Here is an 18814-nt window from a genome sequence, read left to right on the forward strand (position 1 = left end):
AGCTTGCTCTCTTCAGGTAAGAGCAAGCTTCTCAGATCACCGGGGGCCGGCCCAGCCGGGTCAGCCGCCACACCGTGCGCCAGCGCATGGGACGGCGCGGGCCGCACGGAGTCGTCCAGCCTTCCCGGAACCCGCCGAACCACGCCCTCAGCGCCGGACGCGAGGGGCGGCGCAGCAGCGTGAGCAGCATCCAGACGCCGAGATAGACGGGGACCAGGGGCGCGGGGAGGTTACGGCGGGCCAGCCACACGCGGTTGCGGGCGACCATGCGGTGGTAGACCGCGTGCCGTGAGGGCGCCGTCGTCGGGTGGTGCAGCACCATGTCCGACCGGTAGTCGATCATCCAGCCCGCGTCGAGGGCCCGCCAGGCCAGGTCGGTCTCCTCGTGGGCGTAGAAGAACTCGTCCGGCAGGCCGCCGACCTCGGCGAAGACCCGGGTGCGGACGGCGTTGGCGCCGCCGAGGAAGGTGGTGACCCGGGAGGAGCGCATCGGGTCGGAGGCGCGCAGCCGGGGCACGTGGCGGCGCTGGGTCTCGCCGGTCTCCGGGTCGGCGATGCGGAAGCTGACGATGCCGAGCTTCGGGTCGGCCTCGAACGCCTCGCGGCACAGCTCGGCGGTGTCGTGGCGGGCGAGTAGGCCGTCGTCGTCGAGGAAGAGCAGTATGTCGACATCGCGGCCGCTGGGCCCGAAGGCCTCTATGCCGACGTTGCGGCCGCCGGGGATGCCCAGGTTCTCGGGCAGTTCCATCGTCCGTACGCCGTCGGGGACGTCCGGGACGGGCGAGCCGTTGCCGACGACGACCACCTCGACCGGGTCGCCGTCCTGCTTGGCGACCGAGTCGATGAGGGCCCGCAGCTCCTCGGGCCGGTTGCCCATGGTGATGATGACGGCGCCGACCTTCACGGCACTCACTTCAGCCTGCTGGAGGCGAGGATGGACACCAGGTGCAGCAGGGTCTGCAGCAGGGCGATGCCGGCCAGGACGGCCGTACCGAGCCGGGTGAAGAACAGGTCGCCGCGGGCCTGGTCCACGATCGCGAGGAGCAGGATCAGCAGCGAGGCCTCGATGCCGAGGATGAGGCGGTGGAACTTCAGCGCCGAGGCGGCCCGGCGGGCCAGCGCCATGCCGGAGGAGCGCAGCTCGGCGGCGGCCTCCTTGACCGGCGGCTTGCCCGCCTGGTGCCGGGCGACGCCGACCAGGTCGGTCTCGGCCTTGATCAGGATGGCGCCGAGCGCGGCCAGGGTGCCCAGGAAGGCCCACAGCCAGTCGATACGGCCGCTGCCCCACAGGTCGGCGGCACGCAGCCCGAGGCCCACCAGGACGGCGGCGTCGGTCAGGTAGGCGCCGACGCGGTCCAGGTAGACGCCGTTCAGCGAGTACTGCTTCTTCCAGCGGGCGATCTCGCCGTCGACGCAGTCCAGCAGCAGATACAGCTGGGTGGCGACCACGCCGAGCACGGCGCCCGCGATCCCCGGCACCAGCAGGGCCGGGGCCGCGAGCACGCCGCAGACGGTCATCAGGTACGTGAGCTGGTTGGGCGTGACCCTGGTGTTCACCAGGTAGCGGTCGATGCGCAGGGACACCTCGCGCATGTAGAGGCGTCCCGCCCAGTGCTCACCGCTGCGCCGGTCCTTCACCCCCGCGGGGTGGACGACCGGACGGAGTTCAGCTACCGATGGCCTTGACATAGTCGGCGTAGATGTCCTTGATCTGGTTCGTCTTGAGGTCGAGGTGTTCGAGGATCGTGTAGCGGCCGGGGCGGGTCTCCGGGGCGAACTCCACCGCGCGGACGAACTCGTCCAGGGTGAAGCCGATCTCGTCCGGCAGCACCGGAAGCCCGTGCCGGCGCAGCACCTCGGCCGTGTGGACCGCCTCCTCGTGCGCCCCGCGCAGATACATCGCGAAGGCCGCGCCGAGCCCGCACTGTTCGCCGTGGGCGGCCGCCCGCTTGGGGAACAGCAGGTCGAAGGCGTGGTTGATCTCGTGGCAGGAACCGGAGGACGGTCGGGAGTCACCGGAGATCGACATCGAGATGCCGCTGAGGACCAGCGCCTCGGCGAGCACCTGCAGGAAGTCGTTGTCGCCGATGCCGCCGGGGTGGCGCAGCACCGCCTCGCCGGCCTGGCGGGCCATGGCCGCGGCGAGGCCGTCGATCTTCTCGCCGTTGACGCGGTTGGACAGCTCCCAGTCCGCGACCGCGTTGATGTTGGAGATCGCGTCGCCGATGCCGGCCCGCACGAAGCGGGCCGGTGCCTCGCGGATCACGTCCAGGTCGATGACGACCGCGATCGGGTTCGGCACACCGTAGGAGCCGCGTCCCGCGTCGTTGTCGAGCGTGGCGACCGGCGAGCACAGGCCGTCGTGCGCGAGGTTCGTCGGCACGGCGACCAGCGGCAGGCCGACGCGGGCCGCGGCGAACTTGGCGCAGTCGATGATCTTGCCGCCGCCGAGCCCGACCACCGCGTCGTAGTGGCCGGACTTCATCTCACCGGCCAGCCGGATCGCGTCGTCCAGGGTGCCGCCGCCGACCTCGTACCAGGTCGCGCCGGGCAGCGAGGGGGCGATGCGCTCGCGCAGCTTCGAGCCGGAGCCGCCGCTGACGGCGACGGCGAGCCGGCCGGACTGGGCGATGCGCTCGTCTGCGAGCACCGTCCCCAGGTCGTCCAGGGCACCCGGGCGGATGTCCACGACGACCGGAGAGGGAATGAGCCGGGTCAGCAGTGGCACGCGATCTCCCGTCCCTTGGCGAGGTCGTCGTGGTTGTCGATCTCGACCCACTTGACGTCGCCGATCGGCGCCACGTCGATCCGGAAGCCGCGGTTGACCAGCTCCTGGTACCCGTGCTCGTAGAACTGCTGCGGGTCGGTCTCCCAGACCGCCTTCAGCGCGTCGGCCAGCTCGGGGGCGGCGTCGCCCTCGATCAGCGTCACGCCGATGTACTCACCGGTCGCCTCGGCGGGGTCCATCAGCTTGGTGATCTTCGTCATGCCCTTGGCGGGGTCGACGACGACCTTCATCTCCTCGTCGGCCAGGCTCTTCACCGTGTCCAGCGCGAGGATGATCTTCTTGCCCTCGCCACGCGCGGCGAGCAGGGTCTTCTCGACGGAGACCGGGTGCACGGTGTCGCCGTTGGCGAGGATCACGCCGTCCTTGAGGGCGTCACGGCCGCACCACAGGGAGTAGGCGTTGTTCCACTCCTCGGCCTTGTCGTTGTCGATCAGGGTGAGCTTCAGGCCGTACTTGGCCTCCAGGGCCGCCTTGCGCTCGTAGACGGCCTCCTTGCGGTAGCCGACGATGATCGCGACCTCCGTCAGGCCGACCTCGGCGAAGTTGGCGAGGGTGAGGTCCAGGACCGTCGGCTCACCCTCTACGCCCGCGGGCCCCACCGGCACCAACGCCTTGGGCAGGGTGTCGGTGTAGGGGCGCAGACGCCGTCCGGCGCCGGCCGCCAGCACGAGGCCGATCATGCGGGTTCTCCTTCGTCGTGTACGGCGGGTGCCCCTGCGGACACCCAGAAGCGGATGCTCTCGACGAGCACCACGAGGGCAACGGCCACGGCGAGGACCGTGAGCGCGACCGTGAACTGCGAGGCGGTGAGTACCGCGGCCAGGACGGTGACGAGCAGCGTCCGCCCTTCGTGCCCCCCGATGGCGCGTACCAGCCACGCCGGGGGTGCTCCGGCGTTGCCGCGGATGCGGTACACCGTGTCGTAGTGATGGTAGGCGACGGCGGCCACCAGGCCGAAAGCCGCAGGAAGAGCACCGTTTACCGCTGCTTTACCGGCGAGGGCGAGGACGGTGCCGTACTCGGCGGCCCGGAAGAAGGGCGGGACCAGCCAGTCGAGGGCGCCCTTGAGGGGACGGGCGACGGCGAGGGCCGAGGTGAGGACGTAGACCAGGGCGCCGATCACCGGCAGCACCGAGCCGTAGCCGGTCAGGGCCGAGCAGACGACGACCGCGGCGCCGCCGAGCAGGGCGAGTGCGGGGACGGCGAGGCCCGGCAGGCCGCGCCGGGCGATCCGCTTAAGGGCGTCCGCCAGTGGTCCGGAGTCGGCGAGGTCCGCCAGCGCTCCGGCGGCCCGGTCGGTGCGCCGGGCCTTGCGGGTCAGGGAGCGCAGCACGCGGCCCGCCGTGGTGTAGGTCGCCGCGAAGGCGCAGCCGATCAGCAGGACGCAGAAGGTGATCCGCGGGGTCGTGGCGGCTGTCAGGATCGCTATCAGCGCCCAGCGCTCGCCGATCGGCAGGACGATCATCCGGCGCACCCACACCGTCCAGCCGACGCTGTCCAGCTTGTCGGAGAGGGCGGCGGTGGGGCTGGTGTTGGCGGTGGCGTCGTGGTTGGCCTCGGTGAAGGAGAAGTCGACCACGTGCCGGCAGGTCTGCAGGACCATCGCGCCGAGCGCGAGGGCCCATACGTCGTCATGGCCCCCGCCGCGGGCCGCGCCGAGGGCGAGCCCGGCGTAGTAGGCGTACTCCTTGGCCCGGTCGAAGGTGGCGTCCAGCCAGGCGCCGAGCGTGGAGTACTTCAGGGCGTAGCGGGCGAGCTGGCCGTCGGTGCAGTCCAGGACGAACGAGGCGATCAGCAGCACACCGGCCGCGATGAAGCCGCCACGGGTGCCGGTCGCCGCGCAGCCCGCCGCGATCAGGGCGGTGAGCAGCGAGGCCGTGGTGACCTGGTTCGGGGTCAGGCCGTGGCGGGCACACCAGCGGGCGATGTAGCGCGAGTACGGGCTGATGAAGAACGTGGTGAAGAAGCCGTCCCGGGACTTCACGGCCGACTTCAGGCGTACGGCCTCGTCGTCGACGGCGGCGACGGCCTGGCGTGCCTCGTTGCGGGCCTGCGGGTCGGCGGGGACGGCGGCGACCAGGCTGCCCAGCTCCGGCCGGTGCACCTCGCAGCCGTCGGCGTCGAGGGCGGTGACGATGCGGTCGGCGAGGCTGTCCACGGCCAGCGCGGTACCACCGCCGGCGGAGGTCTCGCGGGCCACGGCCCGGGTCAGCGCCTGCCGGGCGGCCGGCTGGGCGGTGACGGCACCGGGGACGGCGGAGAGCGGGAAGCGCGGGTCGGTCAGGCCGAGGCGCAGCGCGTGCACATGACCGACGAAGCGGGCGTCGACCAGGGCCACGCGGTCGCCCGCGGAAGCGGCGGCGAGCAGGGTCTCGGCCTCGGCGGCGTCCACTGCCACCCGGACGTCGAAGCCGAGCGCCCGCAGATCGTTCTCGAGGGACGATCCGGGGACCGGCTGACCGGTGACGATGGCGGTCGGCAACCGAACTCACTCCCTGGGTGCCGGCGCGCGGACGCCGGTCTGTCACGTGATGGGGCGCCCTGCCTGCGGCACCCGGGCGGCATGTCGGCAGAGGCTATCGGATGGGCGGGAGCCCTTGTTCACCGGCCGTTCACGGCCCGGCCCTCGGGGACTGCCCCGGCCTTTGCCGCGATCATCATCGGTGATCCGGGGCCCGCCCCACAAACCCGTCGGCGCAGATGCGGGCAGAAGCGCCCGTAGGGGCACGGGGCTGTGCCGATGTGCGGCTACCGCCGCGATGGGGGTCCCCCCGGGTTCGAGCGAAGCCGGGAGCTTGCGGGAGTGACCAGCCACACACCGGGTTCTGCTCCGCATAGGGTGGACGACCATGACGTGGCTGATCACCGGCGGTGCCGGATACATCGGGGCGCATGTGGCGCGGGCCATGACCGGCGCCGGGGAGAGCGTCGTGGCGCTGGACGACCTGTCGGCGGCGGTGCCCGCGCGGCTCCCGGCGGACGTCCCGCTCGTCCGGGGCTCGACGCTGGACGGTGAGCTGCTGAAGCGGGTCTTCGCCGAGTACGACGTCACGGGCGTCGTCCACCTCGCGGCGCGCAAGCAGGTGGCGGAGTCGGTGGCGCAGCCCACCCGTTACTACCGGGAGAACGTCGGCGGGCTGGCCACGTTCCTGGACGCGGTCGCCGAGGCAGGCATCCGCCGGCTGCTGTTCTCCTCGTCGGCGGCCGTGTACGGCAACCCGGACGTGGACCTGATCACCGAGGACACCCCGTGCGCGCCGGTCAACCCCTACGGCGAGACCAAGCTGGCCGGGGAGTGGCTGGTGCGGGCGGCCGGGCGGGCGCACGGGATCTCCACGGTGTGCCTGCGTTATTTCAACGTGGCGGGCGCGGCGGCGCCGGAGCTGGCGGACACGGGCGTGTTCAACATCGTGCCGATGGTCTTCGACCGGCTCACCCGCGGCGAGGCCCCGCGGATCTTCGGCGACGACTATCCGACGCCGGACGGCACCTGCATCCGGGACTACATCCATGTGGCCGACCTCGCCGAGGCCCATCTCGCGGCGGCACGCAGGCTCGCCGACGGGGACCTGTCCGGCGATCTGACGCTGAACATCGGGCGGGGCGAGGGCGTCTCGGTGCGGGAGCTGATCTCGGTCATCGGGGAGGTCACCGGGGACCGCCGGGACCCGCTGGTGGAGGGGCGCAGGCCCGGGGACGCGCCGCGTGCGGTCGCCTCGGCCGAGCGGGCCGCCGAGCGGCTGGACTGGCGGGCCCGGCGCGGCGTACGCGAGATGGTGGAGTCGGCCTGGCAGGGCTGGCAACTACACCACGCCCACTGAGCCACACACACCGTCCGGCACTGGACGCACGGCCGGCGACCAACGCCCTATGCCTGGTCGCCCACCAGTCACCTCCAGTCGGCCTGGCGCGCCCAGCACCACCGCCTCACCCACCCACCACCCCGCTCCACCCACCCGCGGCCACCGACACCAGCCACCCCGCCTCCATCCGCCCGCCGCCACCGGCGCCGGCCACCCCGCTCCCTCCACCCGCCCAACCGGCACCAGGAGCAGCCGCCCGCCCCGATCCCCCACCCGCCCTGACCTGCGGAACGTTTCCGCAGGTCAGGGCACATGACAACGGTGTTCAGTACCGCTTTGCCCGATACCCCCCACCCGTAGTTGACTGGGCCGTGCCGGACGGAACACGGAAGGGCGGTTGTCATGGGGGCAGGGCACGACCACGGGCATGCGCACAGCCATGCGCCGGCCACGGGTACGGCCGCGGCCGCGTACCGGGGCCGGTTGCGGATCGCGCTGGGCATCACGCTCACGATCATGGTGGTGGAGATCGTCGGCGGCCTGGTCGCGGACTCGCTGGCGCTGATCGCGGACGCGGCGCACATGGCGACCGACGCGGTGGGCCTCGGCATGTCCCTGCTGGCGATCCACTTCGCGAACCGCCCGCCGAGCGCCAACCGCACCTTCGGCTACGCGCGCGCCGAGATCCTGGCCGCCCTCGCCAACTGCCTGCTGCTGCTCGGGGTCGGCGGATACGTCCTGTACGAGGCGGTCAACCGCTTCGTGGCGCCCGCGGAGACCCACGGCGGCCTGATGATCGTGTTCGGTCTGATCGGCCTGGTCGCGAACTCGGTCTCGCTGACCCTGCTGATGCGCGGCCAGAAGGAGAGCCTGAACGTGCGCGGCGCCTTCCTGGAGGTCGCCGCGGACGCGCTGGGCTCGGTCGCGGTGCTGATCTCGGCGACGGTGATCCTGACCACCGGCTGGCAGGCCGCCGACCCGGTCGCCTCGCTGGTCATCGGCCTGATGATCGTGCCGAGGACGCTGAAGCTGCTGCGCGAGACGCTGGACGTGCTGCTGGAGGCGGCCCCGAAGAACGTCGACATGGCCGAGGTACGGACGCACATCCTGGCGCTGGACGGCGTGGAGGACGTACACGATCTGCACGCCTGGACGATCACCTCGGGGATGCCGGTGCTGTCGGCGCACGTGGTGGTCCGCTCCGACGTGCTCAGCGCCATCGGCCACGAGAAGCTGCTGCACGAGCTGCAGGGCTGCCTCGGCGACCACTTCGACGTGGAGCACTGCACCTTCCAGCTGGAGCCGAGCGGGCACGCCGAGCACGAGGCACGGCTGTGCCACTGACGGCACGCACGGACGTTCGACACCCGCCCCGGGCGGTTCCGTGATCCCCTGACCGGGCACGATGATCTACCGGGTCCGACTTCCGGCGCCGCGCCGCGCCGCGCGCGCAGATGCCGGGAAGCGCCGGGAGTGCCGGATTCGTACGGCAGACTTGGGGTGCGAAGACCGAGGCGAAGGATGGGTATGCCGATCACACCTGCCACCGCGACGCACAGCTCGTCGAATGGCACCGCAGAGGCGATTTTGCTGGAACTGGTCGACGAGAAGGGCGTGACGATCGGTACGGCGGAGAAGCTCGCTGCCCACCAGCCGCCGGGACAGCTGCACCGCGCGTTCTCGGTATTCCTCTTCGATGAACAGGGCCGCCTGCTGCTCCAGCAGCGAGCGCTCGGCAAGTACCACTCCCCCGGCGTGTGGTCCAACACCTGCTGCGGCCACCCGTACCCGGGCGAGGCGCCGTTCGCCGCCGCGGCCCGGCGCACGTCCGAGGAACTGGGCGTGTCCCCCTCCCTGCTGGCGGAGGCGGGCACGGTCCGCTACAACCACCCGGATCCGGCCTCGGGCCTGGTCGAGCAGGAGTTCAACCACCTGTTCGTCGGCCTGGTGCAGGCGCCGCTCGCGCCGGACCCGGAGGAGGTCGCCTCGACCGCCTTCGTGACGGCGGCCGAACTGTCCGAGCGGCACGACCGCGACCCGTTCTCGGCCTGGTTCATGACCGTCCTGGACGCGGCCCGCCCGGCGATCAGAGAGCTGACGGGCGCGTCCGCGGGCTGGTGAGCGGTTCCACAGCGCACGCGCGGGCCCTCGGTTCGGCAGCACCGGGGGCCCGCGGCAGTACCGGGAGCCGACGGCAGTACCGGGAGCCGACGGTAGTGCAGGGGGTCGGCGGTGCTCCCGGGAGCCGGCGGCGCTGCGACCGCGCCGCGGGCCCACGGTGTTCCGGCAGTGTCGCGGGCCCGTGGCTCCACGGCAGTGTCGGAGGCCCGTGGCTCTACGGCAGTGTCGGAGGCCCGTGGCTCTACGGCAGCGTCGCCGGCCGCGGTGCTACGGCAGCGCCGGTGGCTTGAGCGGCAGGGCGGCCCAGATCACCTTGCCGCCGCTCGCGGTGTGCTCCACGTCCACCGTCCCGCCCGCCTCCCGCGCCACCTCGCGGACCAGGAGCAGGCCCCGGCCGCCGGTCCGGCCGTGGTCGGCCTCCAGCGCGGTCGGGCGGTAGGGGTGGTTGTCCTCCACGGACACCCGCACCCATTCCGCCCCGACGGCGACCTCCACGGCCAGCATCGGCGAGAGCAGCGCCGCGTGCCGGACCGCGTTGGTGACCAGCTCGGAGACGATCAGCAGCAGGCCGTACACCAGCTCGTCGGAGACCGGCACGCCCTGGCGCAGCAGCAGGTCCCGTACGGCGTGCCGGGCCTGCGGGACCGAGGCGTCCACCGCGGCGGCGGTGAACCGCCAGACGCCCTCGTACGGCAGTGGATCGGGCGGCCGCTCGGCGCCCCCCGCTGGGCGCGGGTCGTCCCCGCGCCCGTGGTTGTCCATCGTCCGGTCGCCACCCTCGCGCTCGATTGTCACCACACGTCGAGTGTTGGTAACGATGCGCACCGGTCCGCGTGCCTGAACACAAGTCAGCGGGTATCGAGCGGTTTCTGACCGAGTGCGTATGACACGGTCACGTGTGGGACTGTTCCTGTCGCCCGGACGCCGGTTCGCGAACTAATCGGGTGGTACGGGTTTGGCCTGCTGCTGGTCCGACACGAGCCCGACGATACGGCGCCCGCCGTAGCCGGTGGCCACGAGGCCGAGGCCGTCGAAGAGCAGGGCGAGCGAGAAGAAGGTGCCGATCACGTACTGGCTGCTGCTCGGCCAGGAGCCGAGGACCAGGATCCCGAGCAGCAGGTCGAAGGCGCCGAGCAGCAGGGTCCAGCCGAGCTGCGGTCCGCGCACGACCAGCCCGCCGACCAGCCGGAAGATCCCCGCGGAGAGGAACAGCAGCGCGGCGAACATGGTGAGCGCGGCGGCCGCCGCGTGCGGCAGGCGGATGACGACGATGCCGGCCGCGATGTTCAGGGCGGCCACGATGACGCCGAGCCAGAAGAAACTGGTGCCGCGGGCCTGGACCGCGTGCAGCAGACCGACGATCCCGCCGATCAGCAGCAGCCAGCCGAACAGCAGCATCGAGGTGAGCGTGGCTGTGGCGGTGTAGACGAGTCCGACGAGGCCGGCGAGGACGAGGACGACGCCGAGCACGGCGAGCAGGCCGAAGCCACGGTGGAGTTTGGTCGCGCTGTCGCTGCGCTTACCGGCCTTGGTCATCGCCACCTCCTCGATCCCGACCGTTTCGCCACCCCCTTCCTTTATGTCCCCCTTGTACGGGTCTCCGTAACTCACCGACCCCACCGGGCCGCGGTCGCCGTACCAGCAGGACCCCCCGATACGATCCGCACATGGAGCCCGAGCTGTCGCACCGGATCAACGACGCTGTCGCCACCGTAGTCATCCGCCACCCGGCCAAGCGCAACGCCATGACCGCCGCGATGTGGCGTTCGCTGCCGCCGCTGCTGGAGGTGTTGGCGCGTGACCCGGGTGTCCGGGCTCTGGTGCTCACCGGTGAGGGCGGGACCTTCTGCGCGGGTGCCGACATCAGCACGCTGCAGGGCTCGCCGGAGGAAGCGCAGAGACTCGCGGTGGCGGCGGAGGAGGCCCTGGCGACGTTCCCCAAACCGACCGTGGCCGCCGTGCGCGGGCACTGCGTGGGCGGCGGGGCGCAGCTCGCGGCGGCCTGCGATCTGCGACTCGCCGAGGAGGGCACGCTGTTCGGGGTGACCCCGGCGCGGCTCGGCATCGTCTACCCGGCCTCATCCACCCGGCGGCTGGTGTCGCTGGTCGGCCCGGCCACCGCCAAGTACCTGCTGTTCACGGCCGAGTTGATCGACTCCGGGCGGGCGCTTGCCACCGGTCTGGTGGACGAGGTGCTGCCGGAGGGCGAACTGGACAAGCGGGTCGCGGAGTTGACCCGGGTCCTGGTCTCCCGTTCGCAGCTGACCCAGGCCGCGGCGAAGGAGTTCGCGGCCGGCCGGACCGATCGGGATGCCCACTGGGCCGAGCGGGCCCGCGGCAACCCCGACACCGCGGAAGGGGTCACCGCGTTCCTGGAGCGCCGGCCGCCGCACTTCACCTGGAGCGCGTCTACGTCAGGATGAAACGGCTGCGGGCGCGCAGCGCCTCGACGAGCCGGGCGGGAGCCTTGCGCGGGGAACCGGCGGCGTAGGGCGGCTGCGGGTCGTACTCCGTGGCGAGCTGGACCGCCTGGGCGTGCTCATCACCGGCGATGCGGCCGGACAGGGTGAGGGCCATGTCGATGCCGGCGGAGACGCCCGCGGCGGTGACGTACTTGCCGTCCGCCACCACCCGCTCCTGCGCCGGTTCGGCGCCGAACCGGGTCAGCTGGTCGAGGGCCAGCCAGTGCGAGGTCGCGCGGCGGCCCGCCAGGAGTCCGGCCGCGGCGAGCAGCAGCGAACCCGTGCACACCGAGGTCGTCCAGGTGCTGGCCGCATCGACGGCGCGCAGCCAGTCCAGCAGGGGCCGGTGCTCCATCAGGTCGTTCTGCCCCGGACCGCCCGGCACGACCACGATGTCCGGCCGCGCGACCTCGCTCAGCGACCGGTCGGCGACCACTCCGAGCGCTCGGGTGTCGGTGCGGACCGGACCGGTGCGCTCGGCGACGAACACGGTCTCGGCGCCGGGGAGCCGGGAGAGGATCTCGTAGGGGCCGATGGCGTCGAGGGCGGTGAAACGGTCGTAGACAAGGATGGCGATCTGCACGGCGTGTCCCTTCAGGGGTGGTGTGGGTGGGTTCTGGGGGTCGGTGGTGGTGGCGGGCGGATACGACGAGGACCGGTGGCCGGGCTCGGGGGCGTGGCGGGAGAGGGCGTCGGGGGGCGGTGGCGGGGGTCGGCGGGCGGTGGCGGGCGAATCCATCGGCGGGCTGTCGCAGGGCTCGGCAGGCGGTCACGGGCGAATCCATCGGCGGGCTGTCGCAGGGCTCGGCAGGCGGTAGCGGACGAATCCGTCAGCGGGCTAAAGCAGGGATCAGCGGACGGTGGCGGGCGACTCCATCAGCGGGCCATAGCAGAGCTCAGGGGCGGTCACGGGCGGAATCCATCGGCAGCTGTGGCAGAGCTCAGCGGGCGATCAACGGCGAATCCATCGGCGGGCTGTAGCAGGGCTCAGGGGCAGTGGCGGGCGAATCCGTCAGCGGGCCATAGCAAAGCTCAACGGCCGGGTGATCCGTGAAAGAGTCGGGGCCGGTGGCCGGGCTCGGCGGTTGGTGGTGCTTCGGCCCGCGATCGCTCAGCGGGACCAGCCGACGCTCACCGCGCGCGCCCTCGTGTGGCCGGGCCATGCGGGCGGTCGCGGGCGCGGGCGCATCCGGGTGGCGTGGCGTGGCTCAGCCTGTCGTGGCGGGGCGGAAGCGGCGGCGGTACTCGGCCGGGGCCGTGCCGAGTGTCCTGACGAACGCGCGGCGCATGGCCTCCGTGGTGCCGTAGCCGCTGGCGCGGGCGATCTCCTCGATGTTGTCGGGGGTGTCCTCCAGCAGGCGGCGGGCGTGTTCCAGGCGGACCCGGTCGACGTAGCGGCCGGGTGTCATACCGGTCTCCTCCCGGAAGGCACGCGCGAAGTGGCGCGGTGACAGCCGGGCGCGGGCGGCGAGCGACTCGACCGTGAGGTCGCCGGCCGGGTGCTCGGTGATCCAGTGCTGAACCTCGCGCAGCGGCGCCCGCTGGGCGGTCTGCGCGGCGAGCTGGGCGCTGAACTGCGCCTGGTTGCCGGGACGGCGCAGGAAGACCACCAGGTGCCGGGCGACGGCCAGCGCCACGTCCCGGTCCAGGTCCTCCTCGACCAGGGCGAGGGCCAGGTCGATGCCCGAGGTCACCCCGGCCGAGGTGGCCACGTGCCCGTCCCGGACGTAGATGGGCTCCGGATCCACGGCGACGGCCGGGTGGTCGCGAGCGAGTTTGCCGCAGTACGCCCAGTGGGTCGTCGCCCGGCGGCCGTCGAGGAGACCGGCGGCGGCGACGAGGACGGCGCCCGTGCACACCGAGACCAGCCGCGCCGCGCGCGGCCCGCGGGCGCGCAGCCAGGCGATCAGCCGCGGGTCGGGCTCGCGCGTGCCCTGGCCGCCGGGGACCAGCAGGGTGTGCGGGTCGGCGGCCTCGGAGAGCGCCTCGTCCGGTACGAGGGTCAGTCCGCTCGAGGTGCGCACCGGGCGGCCGTCCAGGGAGGCCGTACGCACCCGGTAGGTGCCCGGCGTGTGCTTCTCGGCTCCGGCGAACACCTCGAGCGGCCCGGTGACATCGAGACTCTGGACGCCGTCGAAGAGGACGAAGAGGAGCGTGCGCTGCGGCATGTCCCCGATTCTTCGCCGAGCCGCGCGTGGCCGCAATGACGTGTTTCCCACCTTTTCTGCCATCGCCGGGCGCCGGCACGGACATGGCGCGGGCGTGCCGGGGTACGCGCCGTGCCCTCGCGGACGTACTGCGGCAGACCGGCGGGGCCTGATCCCCGGTTGTCGGTGTCACCTGCCACAATTGCCGCGCAACCTCAGTGGAGAAGGCGGTACGGGATCGTGACGACACCCGGATCCATCGAAGCAGGATCCATCGAAGGCAGGATCGCCGAGGAACTCGGCGTACGGGAGCGGCAGGTGAAGGCCGCGGTGGAACTGCTGGACGGCGGTTCCACGGTGCCCTTCATCGCCCGCTACCGCAAGGAAGCGACCGAGATGCTCGACGACGCGCAGCTGCGCACGATCGAGGAGCGGCTGCGCTATCTACGGGAGCTGGAGGAGCGGCGGACCGCGATCCTGGAGTCGGTGCGCGAGCAGGGCAAGCTCACCGACGAGCTGGAGGCCCGGATCCGCGGCGCCGAGACCAAGGCGCGGCTGGAGGACATCTACCTCCCGTACAAGCCCAAGCGGCGCACCAAGGCGCAGATCGCCCGCGAGGCCGGTCTGGAGCCGCTGGCGGAGGGCCTGCTGGGCGACCCGACGGTGGAGCCGCTGGCGGCCGCGGCCGCGTTCGTGGACGCCGACAAGGGCGTCGCCGATCCGCAGGCCGCCCTGGACGGCGCGCGGGCGATCCTCGCCGAGCGGTTCTCGGAGGACGCCGACCTGATCGGCGAGCTGCGCGAGCGCATGTGGGTGCGCGGGCGGCTGGCCGCGAAGGTGCGGGAGGGCAAGGAGGAGGCCGGCGCCAAGTTCGCCGACTACTTCGACTTCGCCGAGCCGTTCACCGAGCTACCCTCGCACCGCATCCTCGCGATGCTGCGCGGCGAGAAGGAGGAGGTCCTCGACCTCGTCCTGGAGCCGGAGGAGGCCGCCGAGTCCCCCTCGGTCCCGTCGTCGTACGAGGGGATCGTGGCGCACCGGTTCGGGATCGCCGACCGGGGCCGGCCCGCCGACAAGTGGCTGACGGACACGGTCCGCTGGGCCTGGCGCACCCGCATCCTCGTGCGCCTCGGCATCGACCTGCGCCTCAGGCTGCGTACGGCCGCCGAGGACGAGGCGGTGAACGTGTTCGCGGCGAACCTGCGCGACCTGCTGCTGGCCGCCCCGGCCGGCACGCGCGCGACGCTGGGCCTGGACCCCGGTTTCCGTACGGGCGTGAAGGTCGCCGTGGTCGACGCGACCGGCAAGGTCGTCGCCACGGACGTGATCTATCCGCACGTCCCGGCCAACAAGTGGGACGAGGCCCTCGCCAAGCTGGCCCGGCTCGCCAAGGAGCACGCGGTCGACCTCATCGCGATCGGCAACGGCACGGCGTCCCGCGAGACCGACAAGCTCGCCGGTGAACTGATCGCCAAGCACCCGGAGTTGAAGCTCACCAAGGTGATGGTGTCGGAGGCGGGCGCGTCGGTGTACTCGGCGTCGCAGTACGCCTCGCAGGAGCTGCCCGACATGGACGTGTCGCTGCGCGGCGCGGTCTCCATCGCCCGGCGGCTGCAGGACCCGCTGGCCGAGCTGGTGAAGATCGACCCGAAGTCCATCGGTGTCGGCCAGTACCAGCACGACCTGTCCGAGGTGAAGCTGTCCCGCTCGCTGGACGCGGTGGTCGAGGACTGTGTGAACGGCGTCGGCGTGGACGTCAACACCGCGTCCGTGCCGTTGCTTTCGCGCGTGTCGGGCATCTCCTCCGGCCTCGCCGAGAACATCGTGGCGCACCGGGACGCCAACGGCCCGTTCACGTCCCGCGGGGAGCTGAAGAAGGTGGCGCGGCTCGGTCCGAAGGCGTACGAGCAGTGCGCGGGCTTCCTCCGCATCCGCGGCGGCGACCCGCTGGACGCCTCCAGCGTGCACCCCGAGGCCTACCCGGTGGTCCGCCGCATGGTGAAGACCACCGGCCAGGAGGTGGCCTCCCTCATCGGCAACACCGCTGTGCTGCGCTCGCTGAAGCCCTCCGACTTCGTGGACGACACGTTCGGCCTGCCGACGGTGACGGACATTCTGAAGGAGCTGGAGAAGCCGGGTCGCGACCCGCGTCCCGCCTTCAAGACGGCCAGCTTCAAGGAGGGCGTGGAGAAGATCTCGGACCTGTCCGCCGGGATGATCCTGGAGGGCGTGGTGACGAACGTGGCCGCCTTCGGCGCGTTCGTGGACATCGGCGTCCACCAGGACGGCCTGGTGCACGTCTCGGCGATGTCCAGGACGTTCGTCAAGGACCCGCGCGATGTCGCCAAGCCCGGTGACATCGTCAAGGTGAAGGTCCTCGACGTGGACATCCCGCGCAAGCGGATCGCGCTGACCCTGCGCCTGGACGACGAGGCGGCCCCGCAGGGCGGCCAGGGCGGCGGCCGGCAGCAGCGCGGCGGCGGCCGTCCGCCCCAGCAGCGGCAGGGCGGCCAGGGTCAGGGCCGGCGCGAGGGCCGTGGCGGTGGCGGTGGCGACCGGGGCGGCCGCCAGGCCCCGCCGCCCTCCAACAGCGCGATGGCCGACGCACTGCGCCGCGCGGGCCTGCTCGACCCGAAGAAGCGCTGACCCTGCGGGGCTTCGGCCGGGGGGCGGGCTTTCCCACCCGCCCACCGGTCTCGGTCGGCTGACAAGGCGCCCTCCGCCCCGGAGGGCGCCTTCGTGCGTCCCGGAAGGCCCGCGACGTAGTCCAACGGGGGGCTAACGCTCCGTCATCTTCCCGTCCGCCACCTCCAGGCGGCGGGTCACCCGGACCGCGTCCAGCATGCGGCGGTCGTGGGTGACCAGCAGCAGCGTGCCCTCGTAGCTGTCAAGGGCCTGTTCGAGCTGCTCGATGGCGGGCAGGTCGAGGTGGTTCGTCGGCTCGTCCAGCACCAGGAGGTTGACGCCTCGGCCCTGGAGGAGGGCCAGGGCGGCGCGGGTGCGTTCGCCCGGGGAGAGCGTCGCGGCCGGGCGCAGCACATGGGCGGACTTCAGGCCGAACTTGGCGAGCAGGGTGCGCACGTCGACCGGCTCGGTGTCGGGTACGGCCGCGCAGAAGGCGTCGAGCAGGGTCTCGGGGCCGTGGAACACCTTGCGGGCCTGGTCGACCTCGCCGACCAGGACACCCGAGCCGAGGGCCGCGTGTCCGGAGTCGAGCGGGATCCGTCCGAGCAGCGCGCCGAGCAGGGTCGACTTGCCGGCACCGTTGGCCCCGGTGACCGCGACCCGGTCCGCCCAGTCGATCTGCAGGGAGACCGGGCCGAAGGTGAAGTCGCCGCGCCGTACCTCGGCGTCCCGCAGGGTCGCCACGACCGCGCCGGAACGCGGGGCGGCGGCGATCTCCATGCGCAGTTCCCACTCCTTGCGCGGCTCCTCGACCACGTCCAGGCGCTCGATCATGCGCTGGGTCTGCCGTGCCTTGGCGGCCTGCTTCTCGCTGGCCTCGCTGCGGAACTTGCGGCCGATCTTGTCGTTGTCGTTGCCGGCCTTGCGCCGGGCGTTCTTCACGCCCTTGTCCATCCAGGCCCGCTGCATCTGCGCGCGCTCCTGGAGGGCGGTCTTCTTGTCGGCGTACTCCTCGTAGTCCTCGCGGGCGTGCCGGCGGGCGACCTCGCGTTCCTCCAGGTAGGCGTCGTAGCCGCCGCCGTAGAGGTGGATCTGCTGCTGGGCCAGGTCGAGTTCGAGGACCTTGGTGACCGTGCGGGTGAGGAACTCGCGGTCGTGGCTGACGACGACCGTGCCCGCACGCAGGCCGGTGACGAAGCGTTCCAGGCGCTCCAGTCCGTCGAGGTCGAGGTCGTTGGTGGGCTCGTCCAGGAGGAAGACGTCGTAGCGGGACAGCAGGAGGGAGGCGAGTCCGGCGCGGGCCGCCTGGCCGCCGGAGAGGGCGGTCATCGGCTGGTCCAGGTCGACGGCGAGGCCGAGGGTGTCGGCGACGTCCTCCGCGCGCTCCTCCAGATCGGCGCCGCCGAGGCCCAGCCAGCGCTCCAGGGCGGTCGCGTAGGCGTCGTCGGCGCCGGCCGCGCCGTCGACCAGGGCCTGGGTGGCCTCGTCCATGACCCGCTGCGCCTCGGCGACGCCGGTGCGGCGGGCCAGGAACTCCCGGACGGTCTCCCCCGGCCTGCGCTCCGGCTCCTGCGGCAGATGGCCGACGGTCGCGGCCGGCGGGGACAGCCTGAGCTCGCCCTGCTCGGGCGGGGTGAGTCCGGCGAGCAGCTTCAGCAGGGTGGACTTGCCCGCGCCGTTGGCACCGACGAGACCGATCACGTCGCCGGGCGCGACGACGAGGTCGAGCCCGGCGAAGAGGGAACGGTCGCCGTGCCCGGCGGCGAGGTTCTTGGCGACGAGGGTGGCAGTCATCAGGACGCCGATCCTAATGGCCCGGCACCCGTGTCTCAGCCGCCCTTTCCGCCGGTGACAGGTGCCGCGAGCACGCCACCGGTCGTGCGGGCGACGACGTACGCCTCCCCCTTGACCGCCCGCGGGTCCAGCGGGAGGCGGTGCCGGCCGGGTTCCAGGACGCCGTCGAACAGCTCGCGGGTGTGGGTGCGGTAGAGCCGGTCGAGGCGGTACGCGGTGATCCGTACCCGGCACGCGGAGGTCACCTCGACGTCCGCGGCGTCCTTGCCGGCGGCCAGTGCGGTGAGCCGGCGCCGCGGGAGCGGGCTGCGGTCCAGGGCGTGCTCGATCTGGGCGACGAGCAGCGGCACGATCGGGGCCAGGCCGTCCACCCGGGCCACCTCGACGCCGGCGCGCTCGAAGGCCTGCAGTACGGCGGCGCGCTCCGGCTCGCCGACCGCGCGGCCGAAGGCGACCGCGCCGTAGCCGCGCAGTTCCTCGGCGGGGACGGCCCGGGCGTCCTGGGTGATGTCGGCACCGATGCCGATGGTGCGCAGCGCGGCGGCCAGCCTGGCCAGGACCGCGACCCGGGCGCCGATCAGCAGCACCCGCCGGCGGGGCGCGGCGGAGCCCTCCATCAGGGCGCCGAGTGCCGTGCGGTACTCGGCGCCCTGGAAGCGGAAGGGCCCTATGCCGTGGTAGCCGTTGAGCTCCAGGTCGGCGTGCTCGTCCGTCTGCCAGGCGAAGTCCCGCCAGATGTAGTCCTCGCCGTCGCGCTCGATGACGGCAGTGACCGCTCCACAGGCCAGGTCCGCGCACTCGGGGCAGCCGTAGATGACGAACCGGCCGTCCGGGAGCGGAGGATCCGCCTCCAGCAGCAGCGCGCGCACCTGCTCGGTGAAGATGGCGGGCGGGATGTCCGAGGCGAGCGGGGAGACGGCGTCCAGGTCGGACAGCCGGAACAGCAGCGGACGGCCGTCCACCACGAAGTCCACGAAGTCGCGGTGAACCTGGTAGCCGCCGTCGGCGAACACACCGCCGGCGCGGATCGCCGGTGCCAGGCCGAAGGTCGCGTATGCGGCAGACATGTTGTGA

General features: G+C 72.5%; 16 protein-coding genes. 5 read left to right on the forward strand and 11 right to left on the reverse strand.

Annotated elements, in window-relative coordinates; translation table 11 throughout:
* Positions 1-31: 31 nt before the first annotated feature.
* Genes ACWC0C_RS06865 through ACWC0C_RS06885 form a run of 5 tightly spaced genes read right to left on the reverse strand, consistent with a single transcriptional unit; the run spans position 32 to position 5270 of the window.
* A complete protein-coding gene (locus ACWC0C_RS06865) occupies positions 32-904 on the reverse strand; it encodes a glycosyltransferase family 2 protein (RefSeq protein ID WP_450862274.1) in 873 nt (290 codons plus the stop codon).
* 5 nt (positions 905-909) lie between these two features.
* Entirely contained in the window at positions 910-1689 is a 780-nt protein-coding gene (locus tag ACWC0C_RS06870; RefSeq protein WP_449199612.1) for a CDP-alcohol phosphatidyltransferase family protein, read from the reverse strand.
* The gene (locus tag ACWC0C_RS06875) at positions 1667-2728 is read right to left on the reverse strand and encodes an iron-containing alcohol dehydrogenase family protein (RefSeq protein WP_449199611.1); all 1062 of its coding nucleotides are present in this window, start codon (positions 2726-2728) and stop codon (positions 1667-1669) included. Before ACWC0C_RS06875 ends, ACWC0C_RS06870 begins: the two co-directional genes overlap by 23 nt.
* Positions 2716-3468: a phosphocholine cytidylyltransferase family protein gene (locus tag ACWC0C_RS06880; protein ID WP_449199610.1), complete on the reverse strand. Its 753-nt coding sequence runs from the start codon at positions 3466-3468 to the stop codon at positions 2716-2718. The genes ACWC0C_RS06875 and ACWC0C_RS06880 overlap by 13 nt, the downstream gene beginning before the upstream one ends.
* The gene (locus ACWC0C_RS06885; protein WP_450862183.1) at positions 3465-5270 is read right to left on the reverse strand and encodes a DUF5941 domain-containing protein; all 1806 of its coding nucleotides are present in this window, start codon (positions 5268-5270) and stop codon (positions 3465-3467) included. The genes ACWC0C_RS06880 and ACWC0C_RS06885 overlap by 4 nt, the downstream gene beginning before the upstream one ends.
* A 367-nt stretch (positions 5271-5637) precedes the next feature.
* Here ACWC0C_RS06885 and galE point away from each other — a divergent pair, with 367 nt between their 5' ends.
* From galE to idi, 3 genes are all read left to right on the forward strand, one after another.
* Complete coding sequence (gene galE / locus ACWC0C_RS06890) at positions 5638-6609, forward strand: UDP-glucose 4-epimerase GalE (RefSeq protein WP_450862185.1); 972 nt, start codon at positions 5638-5640, stop codon at positions 6607-6609.
* 384 nt (positions 6610-6993) lie between these two features.
* A complete protein-coding gene (locus tag ACWC0C_RS06895; RefSeq protein WP_450862186.1) occupies positions 6994-7935 on the forward strand; it encodes a cation diffusion facilitator family transporter in 942 nt (313 codons plus the stop codon).
* Positions 7936-8118: 183 nt separating this feature from the next.
* Positions 8119-8712 carry an isopentenyl-diphosphate Delta-isomerase gene (gene idi / locus ACWC0C_RS06900; RefSeq protein WP_449199606.1) on the forward strand — a complete coding sequence of 198 codons (594 nt, stop codon included), beginning with the start codon at positions 8119-8121 and terminating at the stop codon, positions 8710-8712.
* A gap of 267 nt (positions 8713-8979) precedes the next feature.
* Here the strand turns inward: idi and ACWC0C_RS06905 are convergent, their stop codons facing one another.
* On the reverse strand, positions 8980-9474 hold the full coding sequence (locus ACWC0C_RS06905; protein WP_449199627.1) for an ATP-binding protein: 495 nt from the start codon (positions 9472-9474) through the stop codon (positions 8980-8982).
* Between the two features lie 174 nt (positions 9475-9648).
* Positions 9649-10248: an HdeD family acid-resistance protein gene (locus tag ACWC0C_RS06910; RefSeq protein ID WP_450862188.1), complete on the reverse strand. Its 600-nt coding sequence runs from the start codon at positions 10246-10248 to the stop codon at positions 9649-9651.
* 131 nt (positions 10249-10379) lie between these two features.
* On the opposite strand from ACWC0C_RS06910, the gene ACWC0C_RS06915 reads away from it, so the two are divergent.
* Positions 10380-11135 carry an enoyl-CoA hydratase/isomerase family protein gene (locus tag ACWC0C_RS06915; RefSeq protein ID WP_450862190.1) on the forward strand — a complete coding sequence of 252 codons (756 nt, stop codon included), beginning with the start codon at positions 10380-10382 and terminating at the stop codon, positions 11133-11135.
* Here ACWC0C_RS06915 and ACWC0C_RS06920 read toward each other — a convergent pair.
* Both ACWC0C_RS06920 and ACWC0C_RS06925 read right to left on the reverse strand, forming a co-directional pair.
* The gene (locus ACWC0C_RS06920) at positions 11122-11757 is read right to left on the reverse strand and encodes a DJ-1/PfpI family protein (RefSeq protein ID WP_450862277.1); all 636 of its coding nucleotides are present in this window, start codon (positions 11755-11757) and stop codon (positions 11122-11124) included. The two genes, ACWC0C_RS06915 and ACWC0C_RS06920, sit on opposite strands and share 14 nt — an antisense overlap.
* Positions 11758-12382: 625 nt before the next feature.
* Positions 12383-13342, reverse strand: coding sequence for a GlxA family transcriptional regulator (locus ACWC0C_RS06925; protein WP_450862192.1), 960 nt, complete (start codon positions 13340-13342; stop codon positions 12383-12385).
* 219 nt (positions 13343-13561) lie between these two features.
* On the opposite strand from ACWC0C_RS06925, the gene ACWC0C_RS06930 reads away from it, so the two are divergent.
* Positions 13562-15967 carry a Tex family protein gene (locus ACWC0C_RS06930; protein WP_450862194.1) on the forward strand — a complete coding sequence of 802 codons (2406 nt, stop codon included), beginning with the start codon at positions 13562-13564 and terminating at the stop codon, positions 15965-15967.
* 132 nt (positions 15968-16099) lie between these two features.
* Here the strand turns inward: ACWC0C_RS06930 and ACWC0C_RS06935 are convergent, their stop codons facing one another.
* A complete protein-coding gene (locus ACWC0C_RS06935; protein ID WP_450862196.1) occupies positions 16100-17740 on the reverse strand; it encodes an ABC-F family ATP-binding cassette domain-containing protein in 1641 nt (546 codons plus the stop codon).
* 35 nt (positions 17741-17775) lie between these two features.
* Positions 17776-18807 carry an oxidoreductase gene (locus tag ACWC0C_RS06940; RefSeq protein WP_450862198.1) on the reverse strand — a complete coding sequence of 344 codons (1032 nt, stop codon included), beginning with the start codon at positions 18805-18807 and terminating at the stop codon, positions 17776-17778.
* Between the last annotated feature and the right edge of the window lie 7 nt (positions 18808-18814).

This window comes from Streptomyces sp. NPDC001709, from assembly GCF_053596375.1.